The 25,436-nt window shown below is 60.6% G+C and carries 20 protein-coding genes, 1 tRNA gene and 1 other RNA gene; 12 read left to right on the forward strand and 10 right to left on the reverse strand.

What is annotated here, in order from left to right; translation table 11 throughout:
* Positions 1-25: 25 nt before the first annotated feature.
* The 6 genes from AB8E48_RS07735 to AB8E48_RS07760 form a co-directional block, all read right to left on the reverse strand.
* The gene (locus tag AB8E48_RS07735; RefSeq protein WP_368886322.1) at positions 26-727 is read right to left on the reverse strand and encodes a hypothetical protein; all 702 of its coding nucleotides are present in this window, start codon (positions 725-727) and stop codon (positions 26-28) included.
* A 218-nt stretch (positions 728-945) separates the two neighbouring features.
* On the reverse strand, positions 946-2,067 hold the full coding sequence (locus tag AB8E48_RS07740; RefSeq protein ID WP_368886323.1) for a phosphoglycerol transferase: 1,122 nt from the start codon (positions 2,065-2,067) through the stop codon (positions 946-948).
* A 102-nt stretch (positions 2,068-2,169) separates the two neighbouring features.
* Complete coding sequence (locus tag AB8E48_RS07745) at positions 2,170-2,682, reverse strand: acyl-CoA thioesterase (RefSeq protein WP_368886324.1); 513 nt, start codon at positions 2,680-2,682, stop codon at positions 2,170-2,172.
* 361 nt (positions 2,683-3,043) lie between these two features.
* On the reverse strand, positions 3,044-4,549 hold the full coding sequence (locus AB8E48_RS07750) for an amino acid permease (RefSeq protein ID WP_368886325.1): 1,506 nt from the start codon (positions 4,547-4,549) through the stop codon (positions 3,044-3,046).
* Positions 4,550-4,783: 234 nt separating this feature from the next.
* Complete coding sequence (locus tag AB8E48_RS07755) at positions 4,784-6,238, reverse strand: amino acid permease (protein WP_368886326.1); 1,455 nt, start codon at positions 6,236-6,238, stop codon at positions 4,784-4,786.
* 107 nt (positions 6,239-6,345) lie between these two features.
* Positions 6,346-7,074, reverse strand: coding sequence for a queuosine precursor transporter (locus tag AB8E48_RS07760; protein WP_070846970.1), 729 nt, complete (start codon positions 7,072-7,074; stop codon positions 6,346-6,348).
* Positions 7,075-7,403: 329 nt separating this feature from the next.
* On the opposite strand from AB8E48_RS07760, the gene AB8E48_RS07765 reads away from it, so the two are divergent.
* The gene (locus AB8E48_RS07765) at positions 7,404-8,492 is read left to right on the forward strand and encodes a hypothetical protein (RefSeq protein WP_368886327.1); all 1,089 of its coding nucleotides are present in this window, start codon (positions 7,404-7,406) and stop codon (positions 8,490-8,492) included.
* Positions 8,493-8,601: 109 nt separating this feature from the next.
* Positions 8,602-9,297, forward strand: coding sequence for a TetR/AcrR family transcriptional regulator (locus AB8E48_RS07770; RefSeq protein ID WP_303983390.1), 696 nt, complete (start codon positions 8,602-8,604; stop codon positions 9,295-9,297).
* A gap of 110 nt (positions 9,298-9,407) precedes the next feature.
* On the opposite strand, the gene AB8E48_RS07775 is transcribed toward AB8E48_RS07770, so the two are convergent.
* The 3 genes from AB8E48_RS07775 to ffs form a co-directional block, all read right to left on the reverse strand.
* On the reverse strand, positions 9,408-9,731 hold the full coding sequence (locus tag AB8E48_RS07775) for a type II toxin-antitoxin system VapB family antitoxin (protein ID WP_005507186.1): 324 nt from the start codon (positions 9,729-9,731) through the stop codon (positions 9,408-9,410).
* 120 nt (positions 9,732-9,851) lie between these two features.
* A tRNA-Ser gene (locus tag AB8E48_RS07780) sits at positions 9,852-9,940 on the reverse strand.
* 330 nt (positions 9,941-10,270) lie between these two features.
* Positions 10,271-10,367, reverse strand: an RNA gene (ffs, locus tag AB8E48_RS07785) — signal recognition particle sRNA small type.
* Positions 10,368-10,582: 215 nt separating this feature from the next.
* Between ffs and AB8E48_RS07790 the strand changes: the two genes are divergently transcribed.
* The 9 genes from AB8E48_RS07790 (at position 10,583) to purL (ending at position 22,018) form a co-directional block, all read left to right on the forward strand.
* Complete coding sequence (locus tag AB8E48_RS07790; RefSeq protein ID WP_368886328.1) at positions 10,583-13,387, forward strand: DNA polymerase III subunit gamma and tau; 2,805 nt, start codon at positions 10,583-10,585, stop codon at positions 13,385-13,387.
* Positions 13,388-13,557: 170 nt separating this feature from the next.
* Positions 13,558-14,673 (forward strand): recombination mediator RecR, encoded by a 1,116-nt coding sequence (gene recR / locus AB8E48_RS07795; protein WP_368886330.1) that lies wholly within the window; start codon positions 13,558-13,560, stop codon positions 14,671-14,673.
* A 188-nt stretch (positions 14,674-14,861) separates the two neighbouring features.
* The gene (locus AB8E48_RS07800; protein ID WP_070833300.1) at positions 14,862-16,157 is read left to right on the forward strand and encodes an aspartate kinase; all 1,296 of its coding nucleotides are present in this window, start codon (positions 14,862-14,864) and stop codon (positions 16,155-16,157) included.
* Positions 16,158-16,379: 222 nt separating this feature from the next.
* Positions 16,380-16,850, forward strand: a complete 471-nt coding sequence (locus AB8E48_RS07805) for a helix-turn-helix domain-containing protein (RefSeq protein ID WP_368886332.1) — start codon at positions 16,380-16,382, stop codon at positions 16,848-16,850.
* On the forward strand, positions 16,844-17,488 hold the full coding sequence (locus tag AB8E48_RS07810; protein WP_368886333.1) for a PIN domain-containing protein: 645 nt from the start codon (positions 16,844-16,846) through the stop codon (positions 17,486-17,488). The genes AB8E48_RS07805 and AB8E48_RS07810 overlap by 7 nt, the downstream gene beginning before the upstream one ends.
* 43 nt (positions 17,489-17,531) lie before the next feature.
* Positions 17,532-18,482: a 3-methyladenine DNA glycosylase gene (locus AB8E48_RS07815; RefSeq protein WP_368886335.1), complete on the forward strand. Its 951-nt coding sequence runs from the start codon at positions 17,532-17,534 to the stop codon at positions 18,480-18,482.
* Between the two features lie 122 nt (positions 18,483-18,604).
* On the forward strand, positions 18,605-18,856 hold the full coding sequence (gene purS / locus AB8E48_RS07820) for a phosphoribosylformylglycinamidine synthase subunit PurS (protein WP_005507194.1): 252 nt from the start codon (positions 18,605-18,607) through the stop codon (positions 18,854-18,856).
* Positions 18,857-18,861: 5 nt separating this feature from the next.
* A complete protein-coding gene (purQ, locus tag AB8E48_RS07825; RefSeq protein WP_049340283.1) occupies positions 18,862-19,674 on the forward strand; it encodes a phosphoribosylformylglycinamidine synthase subunit PurQ in 813 nt (270 codons plus the stop codon).
* Between the two features lie 25 nt (positions 19,675-19,699).
* The gene (gene purL, locus AB8E48_RS07830; RefSeq protein ID WP_368886336.1) at positions 19,700-22,018 is read left to right on the forward strand and encodes a phosphoribosylformylglycinamidine synthase subunit PurL; all 2,319 of its coding nucleotides are present in this window, start codon (positions 19,700-19,702) and stop codon (positions 22,016-22,018) included.
* A 93-nt stretch (positions 22,019-22,111) separates the two neighbouring features.
* Here the strand turns inward: purL and AB8E48_RS07835 are convergent, their stop codons facing one another.
* Positions 22,112-22,774, reverse strand: a complete 663-nt coding sequence (locus tag AB8E48_RS07835; protein WP_311452369.1) for a heme oxygenase (biliverdin-producing) — start codon at positions 22,772-22,774, stop codon at positions 22,112-22,114.
* 236 nt (positions 22,775-23,010) lie between these two features.
* On the opposite strand from AB8E48_RS07835, the gene AB8E48_RS07840 reads away from it, so the two are divergent.
* Positions 23,011-25,374: an HtaA domain-containing protein gene (locus AB8E48_RS07840; protein ID WP_368886337.1), complete on the forward strand. Its 2,364-nt coding sequence runs from the start codon at positions 23,011-23,013 to the stop codon at positions 25,372-25,374.
* Positions 25,375-25,436: the final 62 nt, after the last annotated feature.

Raw genomic sequence — 25,436 nt, forward strand, 5'->3', positions numbered from 1 at the left:
AAACCTTACGGGGTTGAGCCGCAGGCTAGTTGGTCAGCTTCACGGTAATGACGGTGCTACCACCATCCAGGGACACGCACTCGGGGGTCGCACGATCCGCACCGTCACCAGGCTTCCAGTAGCAACGCGCCGACATAACGGTACGCTCACCATTCGCCTTATCGGTCACCTCGGCGGGATTCTGCACCACAAACTGGCGGACCAGCTCACGCGCAAACAGGCAATCCACCGCACCGGAGGTCACCTGAACCGTAGCGTTGTGCTTCAGGTAGCCGGTAGCATCCATACTGCCGCAGCTACCGCCAGCAGCCTGAACATCCGAGCTGGACAGGCTAGCGGTGCTCGACGCGCTCGCCGAAGCGTTCGAACCGGCCTTCGCCGATGCGGATGAGCTCGCCGCCGCGCTCGCCTGCACGGTTGCCGCGGGGCTTGCGGTGGTGATGGTGCCCGGGGTAACGGTCGCCGCTGCGGTGGGCGTGTGCACAGTACCGGCAGTCGGGGTGCTTTCAGTAACCGTTGCGGTGCGGGTGGGGCTGGCAGTTGCCTTCGCGCTCGTAGCGCTGGGGCTGGGGGTTGCGGTGGCGCTCGGGGAGGCGGTGGTGGCGCCTCCGGAGCATGCCGACAGGGCAAGCAGGAGCGTGGCACCGAGCGCCACGGGGCTGTAACGCTTAGCGGTGCGGAGAGTAGTAGAAGAAGTCTGGGTATAGTGCTTCTGTGCCGGATGCATGGTGACCTTTCTGCGTCATCGGTTCGGGTTCCTACCCAGTATTCTAAAGACGCTACCTGTGAGCTAGCTATACGCCTTCTTAGGAGCCCGCAGGGAGCCCCCTAAAAACACCGCAGAAAGAGCGCACCCGGAAGAAGAGCACAGCAGGAGGGGCTCCCCAGCATTGTGGGGAGCCCCTCCTGAGCTATCGACAAACCATTATGCCCACGCGCTCCGTTTTAGAACTGACCGCCACCAATCGGAACCGAGTAGGTTCCGCCGTCGTGGCAGGTCATCATGCCATCCTCCGGCTCACCGTAGCAGGTAATCTGCTTGCCGGAAGCCGCAGGGAACGTCGTCACATTATTCGGGCGCAGCATGAGCGTGTTCGCAGTCGTGCTCTCGGCATGCAGAGTCGCAGGGGCGACATCCTCCACGCGCTCATCGTAGGCACCCGTAGCAAAATTCATGCGGGTGATGCGCACCGGTGCCGAGAAGGTACGACCCACCGCGCCGTTACCATCGGTGAGCTGACCACCCAGACGACGCTCACAGGTCAGAGTCGACTCAGCGGGATTCAACTCGCAAACGGTGCGCTCATCGTAGCTCTTGAAACGGTAGTAGCCGGCACCAGAATCGTACCGGGCAGGATCCATGAGGAACGGGATGTCGGGAGCATCGGGATTCTGTAGCCGAGCCACGAAAGCGACGTCATCGCCAATGGTGCATTCGGGGGCGCCGCGGTCCTCGCGACGGTTCTCAGCCATCTCGTACTGCGGGTTCCAGTAGCAGGTGGCGTCCTGAACCTTCGCCACCTGGTGCTGGGTCAGGTTGTCGTCGGCACGCGGGGTGGTGACGTACTCGGTCAGCACGTCCAGCGCGTGAGCGCAGTCCACGGTACCGCGCAGCACGATGATTTCCGCGCCGGTCTTCAAGTAGCCCTTGCGTCCAATGTGCCCGCAGCGCTCGCCGGCGGAGGCGCGTTCAGCCTCCACCTTTTCGGGCGCGCGAGGGGTGTCACCGGTGGGAGTTGCTGCCGCGGTGGGGGTTTCCTTCGCCTCAGCGGGTGCGGAGGACTCGGACGCCTTCGCCTCGGCACTCTCGCTGGGAGCGGGCGCCTGAGTCTCGGTGACGGTCGGCTCGGTCTTCTTCGTCGGCGACGGGGACGTCGTGGAGGAAGGAAGCGGGTACTTCGAGTGGTTAGCCGTGCTGGAGGGGCTGGGGGTCGACGAGGAGTTTTCGCTCTGAGAACCGCCGAAGCAGCCGGTCAGGGCGAGGAGCAGGGCGGCGGCGCATCCGGTGGCGCGCATCGTGCGGCGACCCCAACCGGCGGGGCCTGCCTGAGTGTGGTGGAACGACATCGTTATCTCTCCCGGGAATGAACCTTTTGCACCCTTTGCAGAAGGTATTTAAAGCATACGCTTAACCCCGTTCAAGATTCGGTTTATTACAGCGGAGCGCCTCTACTTCTGCGGCAGGTAGGAGCTCAGCAGTTCACGCTGCTCGGGGCTCAGTCGAGTCAGTCGCCCCGCCACGGAATCCCAGAACGCCAGCACGGTGAAGGCACGCACGCATTCGCGGCCATCCACCGGAGAGAGAATCGAGTAGCCAATCCGCACGGATGCGGCGCTGACCTTCTCCACGCTCAGGCGCACGGGTACGGGCTCACCGGTGTAGGGCAGCTGAGCCAGGTAGCGGATGCCGTGCTCGGCAATGAGCGCCTGCACGCCCTCGGCAACCAGGTCGAAAAGCGGAATGGGAGGCTGCGGCGCCACGGTAGGCTTCTCACCAGACGACGGAGGCGGGCCGAAGAGCGCCACGCGGGCTTCTTCCATGACCGAGAGGATGGCGACGTTGTTGACGTGGCCGTAGGCGTCCATGTCGCCCCAGCGGGCGGGCACGTGCACCAGCAGTTCGTCGGTGGTACCTGCCTCGGAGGCATAGTTCTTTTCGGGGGTGTTTTCGTGGCTTTGCATGGTTTTAACTCTACTCTCCCGCCGCTTTGAGGGGGTTGTTCACACAGGTTCGCAATATAAAACAAATGAACACATTATCCAGGGTTAATGCTCTAAAGATATGTTCAGAAATTAAAATGATGAGGCTCGAAAGCTACGATGCTTTCGAGCCTCATCCAACACACAGACATTTGAACGCATACAAGATCATACGGTTCACTGTCTATAATAGACCCGCTCTGAGAGCCCACGGTATTTTTACGGTTTTATTACGAGGAATTCCAGAAATTTTCCGTATTTTTCGTTTATTACCCGCACTGGCCGCGGACTACCCGGCTCAGGATTTCAAGGGTAAAATCCCCGAACACAGGACCCACAGCTCCTAACGACCCAGCTTCGCCGCGGTCTCCAGAGCGTGATCGGCGTCGTACTTCATCGCGTCGTACTCGCCGGTTGCCTGCTGAGCCTCCACAAAGGTCTGCTCATCAATCACGTGAGTATGGCGGATACGAGCAAAGTACAGCAGGCTCAGGACCACAAAGTAGCCCACACCCACCACAGCCGGAATCATGGAACCGCGCACCATGAAGAGCGCAACCCACACCGCAAAAAGCAGCAGAACACCGACCGCGGCAGTGAACTGGCCACCCCACAGGCGGAAACCATCGGTCGCCGGCTCAACACGCTTGTACACAATGTAGGCGAACAGAATCAAAACCCACACGGTCAGCGCGCACACCATAATCACGAAAATCATGGAAAGGAACGCTTCCTTCGGGCTGTACAGCGCCAGCAGAATAGCAATCACCATGCCGCTCGTCGACAGCCACACCGCACGAGCCGGAACGCCCGCACGGTTCACCTGAGCCAGCTGGCGAGGCGCCATACCGTCAACCGCCAGCGAGTGCATCAGACGCGCACCCGCGTACAGGTTCGCATTCGCACTCGACAGCGCCGCAATCAGCACCACAAAGTTCACGAAGTGCGCCACACCGTGCACGCCCAACTGCTCAAAGACCAGAACGAACGGGGAAGCCTCCACCGCATCGCCCAGACCCGACGCCGAACGCCACGGAATAATAGCCACAACAATCAGGACCGCCAGCACGTAGAAGGTCGCCAAACGAACCATCATCGCCTTAGCCGAGGAACGCACCGAGCGGGAGGGGTCCTTCGCCTCCGCGGCAGAGATCGAAATCATCTCAATACCGCCGAAGGAGAACATCACAACAGCCAGCGACAGCCACACCGACTGCGGACCGTTCGGCATGAAACCGCCGTCATTGAAGAGGTTAGCGGTACCCACCGCAGCATGGCCGGGCAGACCGAAGAAAATCAGGCACAGGCCCACCAACAGGAAGGCAACAATCGAAATGACCTTAATGGAGGAGAGGAAGAACTCGAGCATGCCGAAGGACTTCACGCTCGTCAGGTTCAGCACAATCAGCGCCACACCAAACGCGGCGATACCCGTCCACAGCGGAAGCTGCGGCCACCAATAATTCAGGTAGGTCGCCACCGACACCAGCTCAACGCCGGCAATCAGAACAGTCGCCGTCCAGTAGGCGATGCGAGTCAAAAAGCCCGCGAACGGGCCCAGGTAGCGGGTAGCAATAGTGCCGAAACCGCCGCGGACAGGGTAGCGAACCGCCATTTCACCGGTTGCTGCGCCAATCACCGAAGCGAGCGCAGAACCAATAGCGTAAGTGAGAATGACCGCAGGACCAGCCATCGCAATAGCGGTGCCCGAGCCCAAGAAGAGGCCCGTACCAAGCGCGGAACCCATCACAATCATGGTCATCTGTCCGTGGGACAGAGAACGCTTCAGGGTGCGCTGCCCGGCGGTCCCCGCTGCAGCCTGGCTGCGGGTATCGTCGTTGTGGGACACGAAGGTGCCTTCCGTCAGTACGCCTTAGGGGCGTGATGTGTAATGTGTGCTCGCACCCGGTGGCCGCGGCCTCATATCCTCGGTGACAGGTGCGAATAGTTAACTATTCTACGGGCACGCCCGAGCCGTTCAGAACGGCGCCGCCGGAACCCGTAGAAAGCGAAAGGCACCGGGCAGGGGTGCTCCCCCATCCGGTGCCTTTTCAGGTTCAGCCTCGCGAGGCTTTCACGCTATTTAGTGCTGTGCCGCGTTGGTGTCCTCGTTGGCGTGCATAGCGTCCAGGTCGGGGCGCTCATAGCCGCCCTGAACCTTCGAGGAAATGGCGTAGCCAATAGAAATCAGCACGAAGAAGACGATGCCCACCATGATGGATTCCTGAACACCCGAGCCGGGCAGCATGAACATTGCCGCCAGGGTCGCCAGAACACCCGCCAGGGCAAGACCTGCGGTAACGCGGCCACCCAACACGATGAAGGAGGACGCGTCCTTCTGATCCTTCTTGTACGCCTGGTAGGTCAGCAGAATCATGATCCACACGACCAGGATGCACAGGGTCACCAGCGCCATGAGCAGGGCGAAGATGTCACCGATCTTAGCAACAGCCATCACGGTCGCCACAACAACGCCGGTGAAGGAGATCAGCAGAGCCACGACCGGCACGCCGCGCGAGGAGGTGCGGGCAGCCACTGCGGGAGCCATACGGTCGGAGCCCAGGGCGTGCAGCAGGCGGGTTGCCGCGTACAGGGAGGCGTTCGCACCCGAGAGCGCAGCAACCAGCACCACGAAGTTCATGATGTCCGCCGCGAAGGGGATGCCCAGCTCAGAGAAGACCAGCACGAACGGCGACTCGGTCAGCTCCGAGTTCTGCGCAGCGGTCTGCCAGGGTACCAGGCAGAGAATAATCGCCATGGACACCACGTAGAAGGTGGACAGGCGCCAAATCATTGCCTTCACGCTGGTTGCCACCGAGCGTGCCGGGTCCTTCGCCTCCGCTGCGGAAAGGGAAATCATTTCCACACCGCCGAAGGAGAACATGACAACAGCCATCGAAATCCAGATGGATGCCGGACCGTTCGGCAGGAAGCCGCCGTCGTTCACGAGGTTTGCGGTACCCGCCGCAGCGTGGCCGGGCAGACCCACGAATACCAGCAGCACACCAATCACCATGAACACGATGACGGCAGAAACCTTAATCGAGGACAGCAGGAACTCGAGTGCGCCGAAGGACTTCACGCTCACCAGGTTCAGCACCAGAATAATCGCACCGAAGAGGGCAACGAACACAGCCAGGGGAACATCCGGGAACCAGTACGCCATGTAGTGGCCAACCGCCACCAGCTCAGCACCCGCCAGCGGCACGGTGCATGCCCAATACGCCCAGCGAGTCAGGTAGCCGCTAAAGGGGTTCAGGTATCGGCTGGCAATGGTGCCGAAACCGCCCTGGACGGGGTGACGCACGGACATTTCGCCCGCGCACGCAGCAATGGTTGCCGCAATCATCGAACCAATAGCGTAAGAGAGGATTGCGCCGGGGCCTGCAATCTTAATGGCGGAGGAGGAGCCCAGGAACAGGCCCGTACCCAGCGCCAAGCCCATTGCAATCATGGTCAACTGGCCGTGGGAGAGGGAACGATTCAACGAGTCGTTCTTCTCCGACTGCTCGGGGGTGTTCCCCTGCAGTTTAGACATAACGTATCTCTTTCTTAGACATGCTGTGTATTGAACAAATCTGAAAAGGCAATGCCGCCCAGTCGTTAGGCCGGGCGGCTCTGCACATCAGCTGTAAGGAGGTTAGCTTATGCCACGTACTCCAGTTCGTGACGCTTGAACCAACCAATAATCGGGTAGCTGATCGGCATGAGGAGCACCTCGACCAGGCACTTATAGATATAGCCAATCAGCACGTAGTTGAGGAATGCTTCCATGCTGTCGATGCCGAGTACCGGTGCGGCGATCGAGCAGAAGATGAGGGTGTCGAGCAGCTCGCCAACCAGGGTGGAGACAATCATGCGCAGCCACAGGAAACGGCCCTTGCTTGCCTTCTTCATCGCTACCATGACCCAGGCGTTCAGGGTCTGACCGAACAGGTAGCCGAGCAGGGAGCCCGCAAAAATCTGCCAGACCGGGCCGAGAACCTGTGCGAACGAATCCTGGCCGGTGTAGAAGCTTGCCGGCGGCAGGTGCACAATCAGTAGGAAGCACAGGGCGGCAAAAGCAGCCGAGCTGAAGGACGCCACAATGGCGCGGCGGGCACGCTTGAAGCCGTACACCTCAGAAAGAAGGTCGCCAATAACGTAGGCGAGAGGGAAAAGGAAGAAACCACCATCGGTGACGATGGTGTTACCGATAAGGGGCAGTTCGAAGGGCAGCGGACCGAACTCCACACCCTTGGTTGCACCAATATTCGAAATGATCAGGATGACGCAGGACGCGCCCAGCAGCAGATCAAAGTAGCCGCGGCGACCAGCCCAGGGCACCTTGACGGTGCTCGTCTGAGCCTTAGATTCGCTAACGGGTTTAGCCATTACTTTCCCCAAGTCTTTCTTCATGCGATGTGTTTCTTCACGCGAGGGCACCGCCCTCACGCGTGGTGGGTGAGCGCGCTATGCAGGGCGCTACTCACCGGCTCGTCTGCCACCCGAGCCTATCTAATAGTACCTATATGCCGTGGCGGCGGCAGGTTTCTGCGCCTCTTTCAAGAGTGTGGACGCCTTTCAAGAGTGTGGACGCCTTTCAAGAGTGTGGACGCCTTTCAAGAGTGTGGACGCCGCATACACCCGGTTACCCGGCGTGGGATGCCTGCGGCACCATCTCATCCCGGTAGCGGCAAAACCCGCATATTTACAATGGAGATATGAAGAGACTGAGCCGCAGAGTTCACCGCAGCGGAGTTTACCGCAGCGGCGCTCACCGTACTGAGCAGGTCGCATCCCTGCTGGAAGCGGGTACGGGTCGTGCTCTACGCGCCTCGATACGACGTTCGCTACGGCGTTCTGCACGTCGAGCGCAGAAGAGGCGGCACCGCAATCAGCGTAGGCTCAGCGCACATATCCCGCGGTTGCATCCGCTGCTGACCTATGCGGCGCATGCGGTACGGACCGGCATTTCCCTTCTGGAGCCGATGCTGCTGGCGTCCTCTGAGCTTCTCGGCTACCGGTCGTTTACGCATCGCGGCCGCAATATCTACTACCGGGTCGATAATCTGCACCTTCTGACCGAGTCTGAGTCTGCGCCCGGTGTGCTGTTCTATTTTGATGGTGATCATCTCTCCCGTGCCGGTAGTCGTCTGCTGCGCCGCACTTCACCGTTGCGTGCAGAGTTGGCGAAGGTGGCGGCTGAGTTCAACATGCTATCCGTGCCGGTGCTGTCGCCGGGTAGCCTGCGGGAGCCTCGGCTGAGGGATGTTGGCGCTTATGCGCCTCCGCTGACCTATAACTGGTGGGTTCGCGCCCGATCAAACGGCAGGATGGTCCGCGCCCTCATTGAGGAGATTGCCCTGGCGTACGGGGTGGATATGAGCCGCGTCTGGCTCGCCGGATATTCGGGCGGCGCGGAGTTCCTCAGCTATGAGCTGCTGTCGCACGATATTGACTGGATTCGCGGAGGTGGCGCCACCTTCATCGGTGGCGGCGGCGCTGACGGTGTGCCCGTGCGGGTGCGTGAGCAGGCTGCGCTGAATCCTTCTTCGCATGAGCGGCTGCTGATGAGCTGGCATGTGGGCGTGCTGGATGGGCGTTCGCCGTCTGGTCGCCGGCGCATGGCGACGAGTGCTGAGGGGAGCTGGTCGGCGCGTATTGCGGCGCAGGAGGGTAGCGCGTTCTACGAGAGTTTGGGCGTGCGGACTCTTCTGCAGGTGACTCCGGGGCGTGGCCATACGGGGTATCCGATTGCATCGTTGGTGGGTGCTGATTTGGCGGCAGCTACGCGTTTGGGGTTCCTCTAGGGGCGGTTGTTCTGTCATAAACATGAAAATTCGCATGAATTGGGCAAATTTCTTGGTGACACATTCGATAAATTCGTCATTTGATGACGATTTGGGGTAGAGTGTCACTATGCCTCGTATTTCTGCAGCAACCAACGCCGCCCAGCGCGAAAACACCAAGCGCGCCATCCTCAACTCCTTCGGCGAGATCCTCTACAACCGCGGCCTCTCCGGCCTGACCATGACCGACGTCGCCAAGAACGCCGGCATCGGCCGCACCGCGGTCTACAACTACTTTGCCGACATGGGCGAACTGCTGGTCGCTTACGCCCTGGACGAGACCGAACGCTTCCTCAACGAACTGCGCGTCGGCCTGGAAGGCATCGAAAACCCGATTGACCAGCTCGCCGTGTACATTCGCCTGCAGATCAACGACCTGGCGCGCCGCCACCTGCCCCCGGGCCCGGCAATGCGCTCTATGCTCTCCCCCGAGTCCTACGCAAAGCTCGGCAAGCACGTGCAGGAGCTGCAGATGGTGCTGGCACACATCCTCTCAGCCGCGATTGCTGAGAACTACATTCCCAAGAACGATATTCGCGAACTGGCGATGCTCGTGCACGGTTCGCTCTCTTCGAGCGCTGGCCGCGCCGAGGACGCGCCGGACGAGGAGACCCGCGAGCGCCAGATTCTGAATACCATCCGTTTCATTCAGATGGGCCTCGGAGCGCGTTTTGACGCCGAGGGCAACCCGGTTCGCCTGGACTCCGAGGAGTCTCTGCCGGAGCAGTCTCCGGTGCAGGAGGCGGACCTGAAGGTCGCATCCTAAGCGTGGCGCCCTAAGCAACAAATACGTAGCAGTTATACGTCAATAAAAATGCCGCGGACCTGATGCTTCATCGCATCGGTCCGCGGCTTTTTCTGTATTCAGGTGGGTTTTTACGCGCCGGGCAGCAGTGCCGGGGAGATAGAGTCCAGGTCCAGTACGCGCGCGTACATGACGGCGCGGCGGTGCAGGGCGTTTCGGAGCGCGCGGTGCACGCCGTCTTCGAGGTAGAGTTCGCCACCCCATTTGACGACGTGCGGGAAGAGGTCGCCGTAGAAGGTGGAGTCTTCGGCGAGTAGGGTCTCGAGGTTGAGGGTCTTCTGGGTGGTGATGAGGGTGTCGAGGCGTACCTGCTGCGGCGGGATTCCTCCCCAGTCGGCGTGGGTCATGCCGTGCTGCGGGTAGGGGCGGCTGTCGCCTACTTTTTTGAAGATCATGGTGGTGCTTTCTGCAGGTGTGGGGCGCCTCGGCGGCGCGTGGACCCGTGGGGGTTCTGAAGAAATAGTACCAAGGGGTATAAAAAATCCCCGGTCTTAGAATCTAAGACCGGGGATTGGTGGCGGAGGATGGGGGATTTGAACCCCCGAGGGCTGTTAACCCAACACGCGTTCCAGGCGTGCGCCATAGGCCGCTAGGCGAATCCTCCAGCTATGTTTTCTACGCATTGCGTAGGCAACGAATAAAACTTTACTACGCTTTTGCCGAGCACGCAAGCCTTGGATGGGAAAAGTAACAGAAAGCACATTTGCGGGCGCTTGTGCTCTTACTTTTGGGCATAGAAAAACCCCTTACGCAACCGCTGAAACCCAGGATTCCGAGCGCGCGAGCTGAGGCGCAGGATTCCGAGCGCGCGAGGCAATAAATCATGCGCCGAAGCCGCCGAGCCCTAACGAGGCGGAATCCTGGGTTGAAGCCGCCGAACGACAGTGAGACGGGTATGACGGGCGCGAATTACCCAGGTGCCTGATTTTGGGCATAGAAAAACCCCTTACGCACCCGTCATAGCTCGAATACCCTTGCTACCTTCCGGTCCTGGGGGAGTTTTCCAAGATAACGCCACGTAAGAGGCAAGAACCAGTGTACCGGATTTTTGGGTTCTTGGGAATTCGGTGCGTCCGCGGTATTTCTGTGAGCGTACATGCTACCCGGGTGGGCATCCGTAGCGGGTGCTGGGGTGGGTGTCGTGGCGGTGTGTGTTCGCCGGTGACTGGTGACCACTCGTGCCGGGGGTGGAGCGTCTAAAATGGTAGGGATTGTCCTATCCGCACCCCGAGTTGAAGAGGTTGCTGTGAGCACTGCCCTTTATCGTCGTTATCGCCCCGAGACCTTTGCTGAGGTTATCGGGCAGGAGCACGTGACCGAACCTCTTATGGTCGCTCTGGAGAAGAACCGTGTGAATCACGCGTACCTGTTTTCGGGTCCGCGTGGTTGCGGTAAGACCACGTCGGCGCGTATTTTGGCGCGTTGCTTGAACTGTGCGCAGGGTCCGACTCCGACTCCGTGTGGTGTGTGCGATTCGTGCCGTGAGCTGTCGCGTGATGGCGGCGGTTCCCTTGACGTGATTGAGATGGATGCGGCGAGCCACGGCGGTGTGGATCATGCCCGTGACCTGCGTGAGCGCGCTACTTTGGCGCCGGTGCGTGACCGTTACAAGATCTTCATTATTGATGAGGCGCATATGGTGACCCGTGAGGGTTTCAATGCGCTGCTGAAGATTGTGGAGGAGCCGCCGGAGCACGTGAAGTTTATCTTCGCGACGACTGAGCCGAATAAGGTGCTGGGTACAATTCGTTCGCGTACTCACCATTACCCGTTCCGTTTGGTTCCGCCGGAGGTTCTTCTGCCGTTCCTGCAGGGCCTGTGCGATCAGGAGCAGGTGCCGGTTGAGCCGGGTGTGCTGCAGCTGGTGATTCGTGCTGGCGGCGGTTCGGTGCGTGATTCGCTGTCGATTCTTGACCAGTTGATGGCTGGTGCATCATCGCAGAACGGTATTGAGTATGACCGTGCGGTGGCGCTGCTGGGTTATACCCACGCGCAGCTTCTGGATGAGGTCATTGAGGCGTTGGGCGCGAAGGATGCGCCGACTCTCTTTGGCGCGGTTTCGCGTGTGGTGGCGACCGGTCAGGATCCTCGCCGTTTTGTGGAGGATCTGCTGGAGCGTCTGCGTGATTTGATTGTGGTGAAGGCTGTTCCGCAGGCTGCCGGCCAGATTTTGCAGGGTGTTCCGCAGGATCAGTTGGAGCGTCTGGCTCAGCAGGCTCAGTCTCTGGGTGAGCGTGAGCTGACGGTTGCCGCGGGTACGGTGAATGAGACTCTGAATGGTATGACGGGTGCGGCGAATCCGGAGCTTCAACTGGAGTTGCTGTGTGCTCGTCTGCTTCTGCCTGCGGTGGAGGGTTCTGCCGGTGGTGCTGAGGTTGCGGCGTTGGCTTCTCGTCTGCAGGTACTGGAGCGCCGCGTGGCTTCTGGTGCTGCTGGTTCTGCCAGTTCTGTTCCGGCGCAGGGCGGCATGTCTGCGGCTCGCGCGGCGGGTATGGCGGCGGCTGGTCTGACCCCTAAGACCCAGGCGCCTAAGAGCCCGGTTGCTGAAGCTCAGGTACCTAATGCACAGGCTCCTAGCACGCCTGTTCAGGAGGCGACTCAACCCACCCAGCAGGCTGGTTCTCAGCAGGCTAGTGCGGGTGCTCCCCCGCTGGCTGGCGCGCCTCTTGCTGCGGCTACCCCGCAGTCTTCTGGCGCCCCGCTTAGCACTGCACCCCTAGCATCCGCGACACAGACCCCTGCAACTCAGGCACCTGTAGCTCCGACCGGTGCTCCCCTGGCGGGTAACGCCCCGGCAGCTCCGGCGGGTACCCCCTCCGCGCCTTTGAAGCTTGATCCGAATGATCCTCTGGCGGCGGTTCAGGGTAATTGGCGTGCCATTCTTAACCGAATGAGCGTTCCCGGTGCGGCGGAGCAGCTGATGAAGGTTCGCCCCGCCCGCATGGACGGCGCAACCTTGTACGTGAGCGCCGACATTGCGACTCTGCGCGCGGTCAAGGGCTTTGTGCCCGAGCTGACCGCCCGCGTGAGTGAGTTCCTGCGCCGTCAGGTGACCATTCACGCGCAGGTGGCAAAGCCCGGCGAGCAGACCAAGCCCGCCCCGGCGGCGGCGCCTGTAGCGCAGCCTACCCCGGCACAGCCCGCAGCTCCGGCGGCTCCTGCACCGCAGGCACCTCAGCAGCCCGCTCAGCCGGCACCGTTGGCTGATGGTCCGCGCGGCGGTGAGGATGCGTGGCGTCGCCACGGTCAGCCGCTGACCGGCGCAAACACCCCCGAGTCTACCAGCGTGGATGCACCCCTGGGCGCGTGGGAGGTCGCCCCGATTCCGCAGAGCGCCCCCGAGGAGGCGCCCCAGCAGGCTGTACCGGCTGCGCCGCAGGCGCCGATTCAGGAAGCACCGGTTCAGGAAGTCCCGGCTGGCCCGCTTGCGCCTGAACCTCCGGTCGCTTCAGTAGCTCAGCAGGCTCCGACGGCTCCGACGGGTGGTTTTGGTGAGCGTGATTCCTTTGCTGCTTCCGGTAGCGGAGTTCCGCAGCAGGAGAGCGCTCCTGAACCCCAGCATGCCCCCGAACTCCAGCATGCACAGGAGCCTCCGTTCTCGCAGGAGCCCCCTCACGTGGAGGAACCGCCGTATGAGGAGGAGCCCCCTTTTGAGGATGAGCCTCCCTACGCTGAACCTGTAGCACCGGTGGGTCCGCTCGCGTCTCCGGTTGAGTCTGCAGGTCCGCTCGCGTCTCCGGTTGAGCCTGCAGGTCCGCTTGCTGCTCCGGTTACCCCGGCGGTGCCCCCGCAGGCGGCTCCGGTTGATAACGCACCGGTCGATAACGCGCCGGCACGCGGAGAGAAACCCGATCAGCCCGCTGCACAGACTGCACCGGAACCTGTAGCATCGGCGCAGCAGGCACAGCCGGCGGCACGCGCCGCATCCGATGAGGACTACGTCTCTGATGATGACGAGAAGGTCGAAAACAGCACCTTCATCGGTCTGCGCGCTATCGAAAAAATTATTGGTGGCACCGTCATTGACGAACGCCCCCTGCACCAGCCCTAATTCGGGGTCGTAGGTGCCGCGCCCGCCATCGCACCGATGGCGGGCGCACTCATTCCCGCCTCATACTCGCTACGCGAAACGCCCCTAAACTGTCAGGGGTTGGGTGCATACTCATAACGTCGCCCAAGAGCAACACACCAGCACAGCACACCGCCTCAGAAGGAGAAGCCATGTACGAGGGAGCAGTTCAAAACCTCATTGACGAGCTCGGCCGCCTGCCGGGCGTGGGCCCCAAGTCGGCTCAGCGCATCGCCTTCCACATTCTGAATGCGGATGCGGCAGATATGGCGCGCCTGGCTAACGCAATTTCCACGGTGAAGACCAGCGTGAGCTTCTGCGAGGAGTGCGGCAACGTCTCCGAAACGAAGCTGTGCTCCATCTGCCGTGATGAGCGCCGCGACCCGTCCGTGCTGTGCGTGGTCGAGGAGTCCAAGGACGTGGTTGCGATTGAGCGCACCCGTTCCTTCACCGGTCGTTACCATGTGCTCGGCGGCGCCATTAACCCGCTGGCGGGTGTGGGCCCGGAGCAGCTGCGTATCCGTGAGCTGGTGTCCCGCCTGGCGGATGAGCGTATCCAGGAGATTATTCTGGCGATGGACCCGAACCTTGAGGGTGAGGCGACCGCAACCTACCTCTCGCGTATGCTCGTGCCCCTGGGTGTGCGCCTGTCGCGCCTGGCGTCGGGTCTGCCGGTCGGTGGCGATCTGGAGTACGCGGACGAGATTACTCTGGGCCGCGCGTTGGAGGGCCGCCGCGTCATTAGCGAGGGCACCGCGGTGGCTCATACTGCCGCCGAGGATTTTGAGCGCGTGAACCGTGAGGAGGAGCAGGAGCGTGAGCAGGCGGCTCAGGTTCAGGCTCAGGAGGCGAAGCAGACCCGTCGCCGCTGGAATTCGAGCATGTTCGACGACCTGGACTCTGAGGATTCTGCCGTTTCCTCCCCACAGGCGGCTGAAGGCGTGCAGGGCACAGTGGATGAGCAGCTGATTGAGCAGGTTCTGCAGGAGGCTGAGGAATCCCACGATGAGGGCTCTTCTGCCGATACTGAACCCACCGCAGAATCCACTCCTGACCTGCGCGAAGACTCCGCTGAGGAGGCTCCGGCGAGCGCCGCCTCCGAACCCGCTGAAGCGCCCGCGACCGAGCAGCCGGAGGACGCTCCGGAGGTGTTCCGCACCCCCGACTACGAGGAGAAGATCCACTCGATTCAGAACGCCCCGTTGCGCACCCCGAAGCCGGATGTTCCGCCGCTGCCGGGTGTCACTTACGTGAACCCGTGGACCTAAAAACTCGCCTTTGCTGGCTTGTTGTACCCGCCCCCGCACCCCGCGTCACTACCGCGTAATACTACGTAATATTTCACGGGGCAATACATACGGGGGCGCAGTTCGCCGCTTGCACTGAACGCCGTCTACTATAAATGAGGAGCCGGCGTCTGCCGGTAGCACACAAAGTAACTGACCTGGAGATATCTATGAGCCTGATCGTCCAAAAGTTCGGCGGTTCCTCCGTAGCGGATGCGGAGGGTGTCAAGCGCGTTGCCCGCCGCGTCGTGGACACTCAGAAGGCAGGTAACGATGTGGTCGTCGTGGTGTCCGCTATGGGTGACACCACCGATGAGCTGCTCGACCTTGCCGCAGAAGTCACCAGCAATGTCACTCCTTCCCGCGAGCTGGACATGCTGCTGACTGCCGGTGAACGCATTTCGACTGCCATCCTGTCGATGGCTATTAACGACCTGGGCGCTAAGGCTCAGTCTTTCACTGGTTCTCAGGCTGGCATGATTACCGACGGCGTGCACGGTTCTGCGCGTCTGGTGGAGGTCAACCCGGACCGTATCCGTGAGTCGATTGAGGCTGGCAACATTGCGATTGTGGCTGGTTTCCAGGGCATGAACCGTCAGAGCGGCGACATTACGACTCTGGGCCGCGGCGGTTCTGATACGACCGCTGTTGCGCTGGCGGCTGCCCTGAAGGCTGATGTGTGCGAGATTTACTCGGACGTGGACGGCGTGTTCACCGCCGACCCGCGCATCGTGCCGACCGCGCACAAGCTGGATACCGTCACTAGCGAGGAGATGCTGGAGATGGCGGCGAATGGTGCGAAGATTCTGCACCTGCGCAGTGTCGAGTACGCTCGTCGTTTTAATTTGAAGCTTCACGTGCGTTCTTCGTTCTCGAACCTTGAAGGCACCATTGTGATCCCGGAGGAGTCCGCGGAACTGACCCCCACCCATCTGAAGGAGATTCCCTTGGAACAGCCCCTGATTTCTGGTGTTGCGCACGATCGCACCCGCGCAAAGATTACCGTTGTTGGTGTTCCGGATGTTCCCGGTTCGGCAGCGAAGGTGTTTGGCCTGCTGAATGAGGCGAAGGTAAACCTGGACATGATTGTTCAGAACGTTCCCACTGACCGCCCGGGCGTGACCGACATTTCCTTCACTCTGGATCAGGCGCAGGGCCCGACCGCGCTGAAGGCTCTGGAGGATGCTAAGGCTGAGCTGGGCTTCCAGGAGGTTATTTACAACGAGTCCGTTGGTAAGCTGTCGCTGGTTGGCGCGGGTATGAAGACCAACCCGGGTGTTTCGTTCACTTTCTTTGAGGCGCTGTCTGCTGCTGGCGTGAACATTGACATGATTTCGACTTCTGAGATCCGTATTTCGGTGATTACTGAGCTGAGCAAGCTGGATGAGGCTGTTCGCGCGGTGCACACTGCGTTCGGTCTGGATGCTGAGGGTGAGGCTACTGTTTACGGTGGTACTGGCCGCTAGGCTCGTTTGTGAGCTGTACGCTTCGGGAGGGGCGGTGCTGGGTTTTCTCGGCACCGCCCCTCCCCTTTTTCTCTGTATAGGTGAAATAACTGAAATACTTTACAGTTATTTCAGTTAAGGGTAAGGTTGTATCAACCGTGGATGAGCCTCTCACCGAATGATACGCACCCCATCGATGTGGTGCCTTCGGACGCTTATTCACCCAACCCCAAGGAGAAGATAATGACCACCACCCTAACCAGTCCTCTGGAGGAAGATACCCTCAACCAGGCTCGCGCAGAGGCGCGGGAGATTCTTAAGAACTCTGAAGAAACTACTATTGAGCTGACTGTTTCGGGCCGGGAAAGCCAGCAACTTGGTGATGCCCTTAACCAGGTCATTCAGCACGTTCTCCACGCCCTAGCGCAGGGTCAGAGTATTGATGTTCAGGTTGTCCCTCACGATTTGACGACGACCGTTGCGGCGCAGCGCATCGGTATTTCCCGCCCCACGCTCATGAAGGCTATTCGTACCGGTGAACTGCCTGCACATAAGGTAGGTACCCATTTCCGTATCCGTACCGAGGATGCTGACGCTTTCCGCAAGGAGCTGCTCAAAAAGACTGTTTCGCAGAAGGAGCAAGCCCTCAAAGAGCTCTGGGAGCTCGAGGAAGAACACGGCCTTATTGATGCCCTCGGAGGGCCCGCATGGTAGCCGCCGAATACCCTGTTCTGCTGGATACAAATATTCTGATGTCCAAGACTCTTCGGGATTGGATTTTATTGTTGGCAGTGAAGAGTGAATACGAGTTCTTTACGCCTCACGTCTCCAGCGGAATCATGGATGAGTTTGGCTACCACGTTCGTCGAGCCAATCCAGCGATAAGCGACGCCGTCATTGAAAACTGGAAGCAACAAATCATTAAGTCCTGCATCTCATGCATCTCCGGGTTTCCTGTTGATGCTCCTGCCTTCTTCCCCGATACGGACGATCTTCACGTGCATGCCGCGGCCCAATATGGCGGCATGCACGCGCTGGTCACCGATGACCGTAAACTGCTCGATTATGCTTCCACGGAAGAAGCTCAAGATATCCAAAATTATGAGACGCTCAGCGCGGATGATTTTCTGATGCAACTCACCGAACATGCTCATCCCTCCTTATTTGCGGAGGTCTATCTTTTCCAGGAGTCTTATGCTCGCTCTAAGGGATTCGCGGAGATTGATATTCCTCGGGCGCTTGAACGAGCAGGGGCGGGTCAATTTGCCCGTTATCTCCGGACTGTGGTGATTAATAGCCCACAGTTTGTCGATTTTGAACGTGAGTTTTACGCACCACCTTCTGGTGGGTAGATTCCACGCCCTACCTTGTCGCGGCATCGTTTAGGCTAGAAGCATGAGTAGTGTTGTGTTTTCCCAGGTGATGGATGGCTCCGAGTGGCGTGCCGCCGCGGCGGCTCATGAGGCGCGTGCGGGCCGTTACGCTGACCCGTTTGCGCAGCGTCGTGCCCGCCACGAGGTGCACCCCGTGGAGGATTTCCTCTTCACCTACTACACGCTCAAGCCCGGCCAGTTCAAGCGCTGGCACCCCGGCGCCGGCATCATTCTGCTGGACGCGCCCGAGCGCGCCTCCTGGCGTTTTTACCGACCCGCAACCGAGCAGGAGCTCCTTGACGCTGGTTGCACCCCCGAGGTGGCGCGCGCCCAAGCCGATGCCGCCTCCGCGGTCACCGTGGACGTCACCGATTTTGTGGAGCGCCGCGCTACCGCCCTTGCCTTCACCCACGAGATCCTGCGCAATACGGCCGCGAAGAAGGGCCAGTTCGGTTGCTTTGGCATGCACGAGTGGGCGATGGCGTACAAGTCGGTGGAAAACAATATCCGCCACGACTACCTACAGCTGCGCCTGGGCGCGGAGGGTACGGACCGCGTGGTGGAGGAGCACCGCATCCGCTGCTCGCACTTTGATGCGTTCCGTTTCTTCATGCCGCAGGCGGCACCGTTGAACGAGCTGCAGCCCACCCGTGAGACGCAGCGCGTCCTGGAGCAACCCGCGTGCCTGCACGCGAATATGGACGTGTACAAGTGGGCGTATAAGCTACTGCCGCTGGTTGATTCGACCCTGGTCATGGATTGTTTCGACCTGGCGTGGGATGCGCGCGAGCTGGATATGCGCGCGGCCCCCTACGATATTCGTGACTGGGGGTACGAGCCGATTCCGGTGGAGACGACCGAGGGTAAGGCTGAGTACGTACGCATTCAGCGTGAACTGTCGGAGCGTTCCATTGAGCTGCGTGAGCGTCTGCTTGCGGTGTGCGAGCGCTATCTTCCGCCCCTCGAGGCGTAAAAGACGTGATTCGAGCCTCTTAGGGTATCCACCAACCGAACGCATACCCCCGTTACGGTCGTTAGTACGGTAAGATGAGATACGGCTCATACAGAACCCACGCACCCAAGGAGTGCCCACACATGGCCCGTATTGTTGTTGATGTTATGCTCAAGCCCGAAATTCTTGACCCGCAGGGTAAGGCTATTTCTCACGAGCTGCCCCGTATCGGCGTTGATTCCTTCGTGGATGTTCGCCAGGGTAAGCGCTTCGAGCTGACCGTCGAGGGTGAGGCTACTGAGGAGCACCTCGCAGCTGCCCGCAAGGCTGCTGAAGAGCTGCTGTCGAACCCCGTCATCGAAGACGTTGTGAACGTTTCGGTTCTGGAGGACTAAGACCTATGGCAGAGTCCCTCGCACCTACTGAAGTCCCCCTGGTTGGCGACTTTTCTACTTACTCCCCGAATCCCGCCTTCGCTGATGCACGCGTTGGCGTGGTGACTTTCCCCGGCACCCTGGATGACCGTGACGCTGCGCGTGCCGTCCGTCTGGCTGGCGGTACCGTCGTTGAGCTGTGGCACGACGACGCTGACCTGAAGAACGTTGATGCCGTCATCATTCCCGGCGGTTTCTCCTACGGTGACTACCTGCGTGCCGGCGCTATTGCTGCGAAGGCTCCCGTGATGCGTTCGGTGATTGATGCCGCTAACGCTGCCGGTACCTCCGGTTCTTCGCCCCTGCCTGTTCTGGGTATTTGCAATGGTTTCCAGATTCTGACTGAGTCGCACCTGCTGCCCGGTTCGATGATTAAGAACGATCACCGCAAGTTCATTTGCCGTGACCAGACTCTGCGCATTGAGAATAACTCCACCTCCTGGACGAGCGACTACGCTGCGGGCCAGGAGATTGTTGTTCCTCTGAAGAACCAGGACGGTCAGTATGTTGCTGACGCGAAGACCCTGGAGGCGCTGGAGGCTGAGGGCCGCGTGGTGTTCCGCTACGTTGGTTTCAACCCGAACGGTTCCCGTAATGACATTGCTGGTATCAGCAATGAGCGCGGTAACGTGGTCGGTCTGATGCCGCACCCGGAGCACGCTGTGGAGCCCGGCTTCGGTCCTTCCTCTTCCGGTTTTGGTGAGGTTTCTCTGCGCGGTGGCGCCGATGGTCTCGGCGTGTTCACCTCCGTTCTTGCCAACCTGATTAACGCCCGCTAACGCACGACAAGGATTCTAAGAAGTTATGAGCGAAAAGCAGTTTAACCTCGACACCGTCGAGCACGCGGCGGCAACCCCGGACACCGAACTCCCCTGGGCTGAACTGGGTCTGAAGGAGAACGAGTTCGAGGACATTAAGGAGATTCTTGGTCGCCGTCCTACCGCGGCTGAGCTGGCAATGTACTCGGTCATGTGGTCCGAGCACTGCTCCTACAAGTCTTCTAAGGTTCATCTGAAGCAGTTCGGTGCAAAGGTCACCGATGAGATGAAGAAGGACCTGATGGTCGGTATCGGTGAGAACGCCGGTGTGACCGATATTGGTGACGGCTGGGCTGTTACCTTCAAGATTGAGTCCCACAACCACCCCTCGTACGTGGAGCCCTACCAGGGTGCTGCGACCGGTGTGGGCGGTATTGTGCGTGACATTATTTCCATGGGTGCACGCCCGATTGCTGTGATGGATCCGCTGCGTTTCGGCGCGATTGATCACCCGGACACCGCCCGCGTTATTGGCGGCGTGGTTGCCGGTATTGGTGGTTACGGTAACTCCCTGGGCCTGCCGAACATCGGCGGCGAGGTTGAGTTCGATTCCTGCTACCAGGCAAACCCGCTGGTCAACGCACTGGCTGTGGGTATTATGCGTCACGAGGACATCCGCCTGGCGAACGCATCGGGCGTGGGCAACAAGGTTGTTCTGTTCGGTGCACGCACCGGTGGCGACGGTATCGGCGGTGCGTCGGTGCTGGCGTCCGAGTCTTTCGATGACACCAAGCCCTCGAAGCGTCCTGCCGTTCAGGTGGGCGACCCCTTCGCTGAGAAGGTTCTGATTGAGTGCTGCCTGGAGCTGTTCAAGGGCTCCGTGGTTGAGGGTATTCAGGACCTGGGTGCTGCGGGTATTTCCTGCGCAACCAGCGAGCTGGCTTCTAACGGTGAGGGCGGCATGCACGTCGACCTGACCAAGGTTCTGCTACGTGACCCCACCCTGACCCCGGGCGAAATCCTGATGTCTGAGTCTCAGGAACGCATGATGGCTGTTGTCTCCCCCGAGAACGTGGAGCGCTTCGAAGCGATCATGAACAAGTGGGGCGTGGAGTACTCCTTCCTCGGTGAGGTCACCAACTCTGGCCGCCTGGTCATCGAGTGGGATGGCGAGGTCATCGTGGATGTTGACCCCCGCACCGTTGCGCACGACGGCCCGACCTACGAGCGTCCTTACGCACGCCCCGAGTGGCAGGATGACGTCCAGGCTAACCACTTCACCGGTTCGGCTGCCGACGATTCCCGCCCGCGCGGTAAGGAGCTGGGCGAGGCAATCAAGGCGTTCATGGCATCCCCGAACATGTGCTCCAAGTCCTGGATCACCAACCAGTACGACCGCTACGTTCAGGGCAACACCGCCCTGTCCATGCCGGACGACGGCGGCGTGGTGCGCGTGGACGAGAACACCAACCTCGGTGTTGCTCTGGCGACCGACGCCTCCCCGCGTTTCACCTACCTGGATCCGTACGAGGGTGCTCGCGCGTCCTTGGCTGAGGCGTACCGTAACGTTGCGACCGTTGGTGCACGCCCCGTGGCTGTGTCTGACTGTCTGAACTTCGGTTCCCCCGAGGATCCGGACGTCATGTGGCAGTTCGCTGAGGCTGTTCGCGGCCTGGCTGATGGCTGCATGGAGCTGGGTGTTCCGGTGACCGGCGGTAACGTGTCCCTGTACAACCAGACCGGTGGCAAGGCTATTAACCCGACCCCCGTGGTGGCGATGATGGGCGTTATGGATGACGTCACTCGCCGCACCCCCTCGGGTTGGGCTCCCGAGCATGACGGCCAGGCGATCTACCTGCTGGGTACCACTCGCGATGAGCTGGACGGCTCCGAGTGGGCTCGCTTCAAGGGTCACCTGGGCGGTCTGCCGCCGAAGGTTGACCTGGCCCTGGAGCGTCAGCTGGGTGACATGCTGGTGAACATGTCTCGTGACGGCATGATTGATGCCGCTCACGACGTGTCTGCCGGTGGTCTGGCTGCCGCTCTGTCTGAGGCTTGCCTGCGTTTCAACACCGGTGCCCGCATTGGTCTGGGTGAGGTTGCTGAGCGTGACGGCCTGGATCTGTTCACCCTGCTGTTCTCGGAGTCCCTGGGCCGCGTTGTGGTTTCGGTTCCGCGTTCTGAGGAGGTGCGCTTCAAGGATATGTGCACCGCTCGCCAGTTCCCCTTCGCACGTATTGGTGTGGTGGATGCTGCGTCGAACGCTCTGGACTTCCAGGATGAGGTTTCCATTGACCTGGATGAGCTGCGTGCAGCTCACGAGGGCACTCTGGCAGCTCACTTTGGTGAGGTTGCGAAGGGCTAGTCTTCGACTAGTTTGAGACTAACGCCGAAAGGGGCGGATGCTTGAAAAGCATCCGCCCCTTTTGTTATGCCCGCATGTTTGTGCGTTGAGACGTTATGCGGCAACCAGCTGACGACCCAACTGTGCGAACAGGGAGGCGTTAATGCGGAAGCCTTCGATGCACTCTTCGATGAGGGCTTCGCGCTGTTCGTCGGTCAGGGGTGCGTTGTCGAGCAGTTCGCGGTAACCGTCCTTGAAGACCTTGGGCTTGGGCAGTTCGGTGAAGCGGTACATGCTCAGTGCTTCGGCGGGGATGCCGTAGTGGCGGTTGACGAGTGCTGCGACGGCCTGGCCGCCGGAGAGGTCGCCGAGGTAGCGCAGGTAGTGGTGTGCGAGGTAGCGTTCGGGGGAGTTGACGGTGGCGCGGATGCGCTCTACGTATTCTTCGGTTGCGGGCAGGGGCGCGTCGATGTCGCCGTCCTGGCCGAGCGCGCGGATGTCGGCGCGGATGTATTCTGCGCGGTCGAGGCCGGGGTGGGTGAAGGGCTCGGTGATGGGGTTGGGTTCTGCGCGGTAGTGTTCGGAGACTGCTTCGAGTGCTTCGTAGATGTGCACGTACTGGTTGATGAGGCGCAGGTATGCCTCGGTGTTGAGGGAACCGCCCATGAGGTCTTCCATGAAGGTGGAGTGTTCGGCGTTGTCGTGGACGTGCTTGGTGCTTTCCTTCAGGCGTGCGGAGAAGCGTTCCTGGGTGGTTGCGGGGGCGGTAATAGTCATTGGTGAGCTCCTATAGCGGCTTGTGGGTGAACAATAAAGGTTTTGATGACACTGTGTCACCAAACTGTTAATGACATATTGTCACCAAAAACCGGTTTTGGCAATAGCTCCCACAAAAAATTTGCTAAGGTAAACCTTATGAGCAAGTCACCCTAGGCATTAAGTTACACAAACGTAGGCTAATAGGTCTAGACTTGATACGAACACCACAATCACAAAATTCAAGGAGACACCGAATGTCTACCCCCTCTCTCACCAAGCGCACCTGGGCGTTCTTGGCTTCAGCAACCATCGGCCTCAGCGGCGTCGCCGGCGTACCCGCGGCCTTCGCAGCTGAAACCAACTCCCACATCAGCGCCGGTGAGGTTGCCGCAGCCTCAGAGCAGAGCCTGCAGGACGTCACCGTCAACTGGGGCCTGAAGAAGTCCTTCCGCTCCTACATCAACGGCCCCTTCTCCCAGGGCTCCCAGAAGCTGACCGGCGTCACCACCAACGAAGACGGCTCCTACCACTTCACCGCCGCCGAAGGCACCGTAGCCAACGGCGAATACTCCGTCACCTTCACCGGCTCCTCGATTCACTACACCGCACACCACGGTCTGCTGGAAGTCATCATCTCCGACCTCTCCGTCACCATTAAGGACGGCGTGGGCACCGTGCGCGCCAACGTTCAGTCGCGCCCCTACAACGGCAACACCACCCCGAACGACCTGGTCGAAACCAAGAACATGACCATCGGTACTTTCAACGCCTCCGGTCTGAAGGTTGAGGGTAACACCATCACCCTGCCCAGCGTTGACGAGGAAAACGGCACCCGCGTCAAGCTTTCCGAAGAGGCAACCGGCGCCTTCGCGGGCTTCTACAAGGCAGGTCAGGAGCTGGATGCGCTCGGCTTCTCCGCAACCATCGTGACCAAGGAAGCACCCGCGCCGAGCCCTGAGCCCAGCACTGAACCCAGCGCCGAGCCGAGTGCTGCGCCGACCGCAGAGCCTTCCTCCGCACCGACCAGCGAGGCACCCAAGCCCACAGACCCCAAGCCCGCAGAGCCCACTTCTGCAGCGCCGAGCGCAGCTCCCACCTCCGCGGCACCCTCCTCCCCCGCCGCAACCACCGAGCCCAAGCGTGAAGAAAAGGTCACCGGCAACGTCGTCGAGTCCGGCACCCTCAGCTGGGATATCCGCGAGTCCTTCCTGAAGTACCTGACCGGCTTCGCGCACGGCTCCGTGAACGTTGAGGGCATGGAGAAGACCGCAGCTGGCGGCTTCAAGTACACTCAGGCATCCGGCGTGTACAACCCCGAGACCAAGACCGGTCAGATTAACTTTGCGGGCACCGCAGAGTTCACCGGCCACAACGGTCAGCTCAAGAGCACCATCAAGAACATGCGCCTGGTCGTCGTCAACGGTAAGGGCACCCTGGTCGCTGACGTTGACGCGCTGACCCGCGACGGCAAGTCCGTTTCTAAGACCGGCCTGGCTATCGCCGAGGTGGACCTCTCCGGCGCGAGCGTGAAGGACGGCGTCTTCTCCGCACAGAACGCAGCAGTCGCGCTCACCGCTGAAGGTTCCGAGGTGCTCTTCGCGGGCCAGTACCGCGGTGCCGACAACGCCATGGCACCGCTGAGCTTCTCCGTAAAGCTCAGCGAGCAGACCGCGGAGAACACCGTTGAGGTTCCCCGCGTCTCTGAGAGCAAGTCCTCCGATAACAAGGGTTCTGAGAACGGCTCCTCCGATAACAGCTCCTCGAACTCCTCCGGTAACTCTGGCGCTAACGGCTCCGGTTCTAATGGTTCGGCAGGCACCTCCGGCAGCGTCTCTAACGGCGGTTCCTCCTCGAACGGTTCTGTCAGCAACAACCCGGCACAGCCTGTCTGCGTACCCGTCACCCGCACCCGCGAGGTGCAGGAGCAGGGTGCATCCGACGGCACCATTAAGAGCGCAAACCTTGGCTGGGGCGTGCGTGATTCCTTCCGCAACTACGTGCGCGGCGGCATCGCGAACGGTAGCTGGGAGCTGAACGGCACCTCCTACTCTTCGGATGCGTTCAACTGGTCTAACGGCACCGGCACCTTCAAGGGCGGTAAGGGTTCCATCTCCTTCAGCGGTTCGGTTCGTTTCACCGGTCACCACGGCATTCTGGACACCACCATTGCGAACCCGCGCCTTGAGATTAACGGCAATTCCGGTACTCTCTACGCGACCATGAACAGCAATGACCCCTCCGGCAAGGCAACTAACTACGGTGAGGTGGCCCTGCTGAAGGTGGATCTTTCGGGTCTGCAGAGCTCCTCTGACGCTGTGAGCGTCAACGGTGCGGCAACCACCCTGACTGCTGAGGGCGCGAAGGCGTTCGCTGGCTTCTACGATGCCGGTAAGGACATGGCTCCGCTGAGCTTCTCCGCGGCGATTAACGGCGCGAAGACCACCACCAAGACCGTGTCCGAGACCGTCTACGAGGGTGAGGGTTGCGACCCGGTCACCGGCAAGCCTCTGGCTTCCACCGGTGCCTCCGGTGTTGAGGGCACCCTGGTTGCAGGCTTCATCGCTGTTGCAGCCGGTGCGGGTACCGTCGTGTACACTCGCCGCCGCAAGAAGGCATAACGGCACCTCACGAGGATGCCCACACTGTCGGCTCACCCGTGAAACTCAACCATGAGGTTCAC

This window comes from Rothia mucilaginosa (assembly GCF_964211445.1).
Taxonomy (GTDB): Bacteria; Actinomycetota; Actinomycetes; order Actinomycetales; family Micrococcaceae; genus Rothia; species Rothia mucilaginosa_E.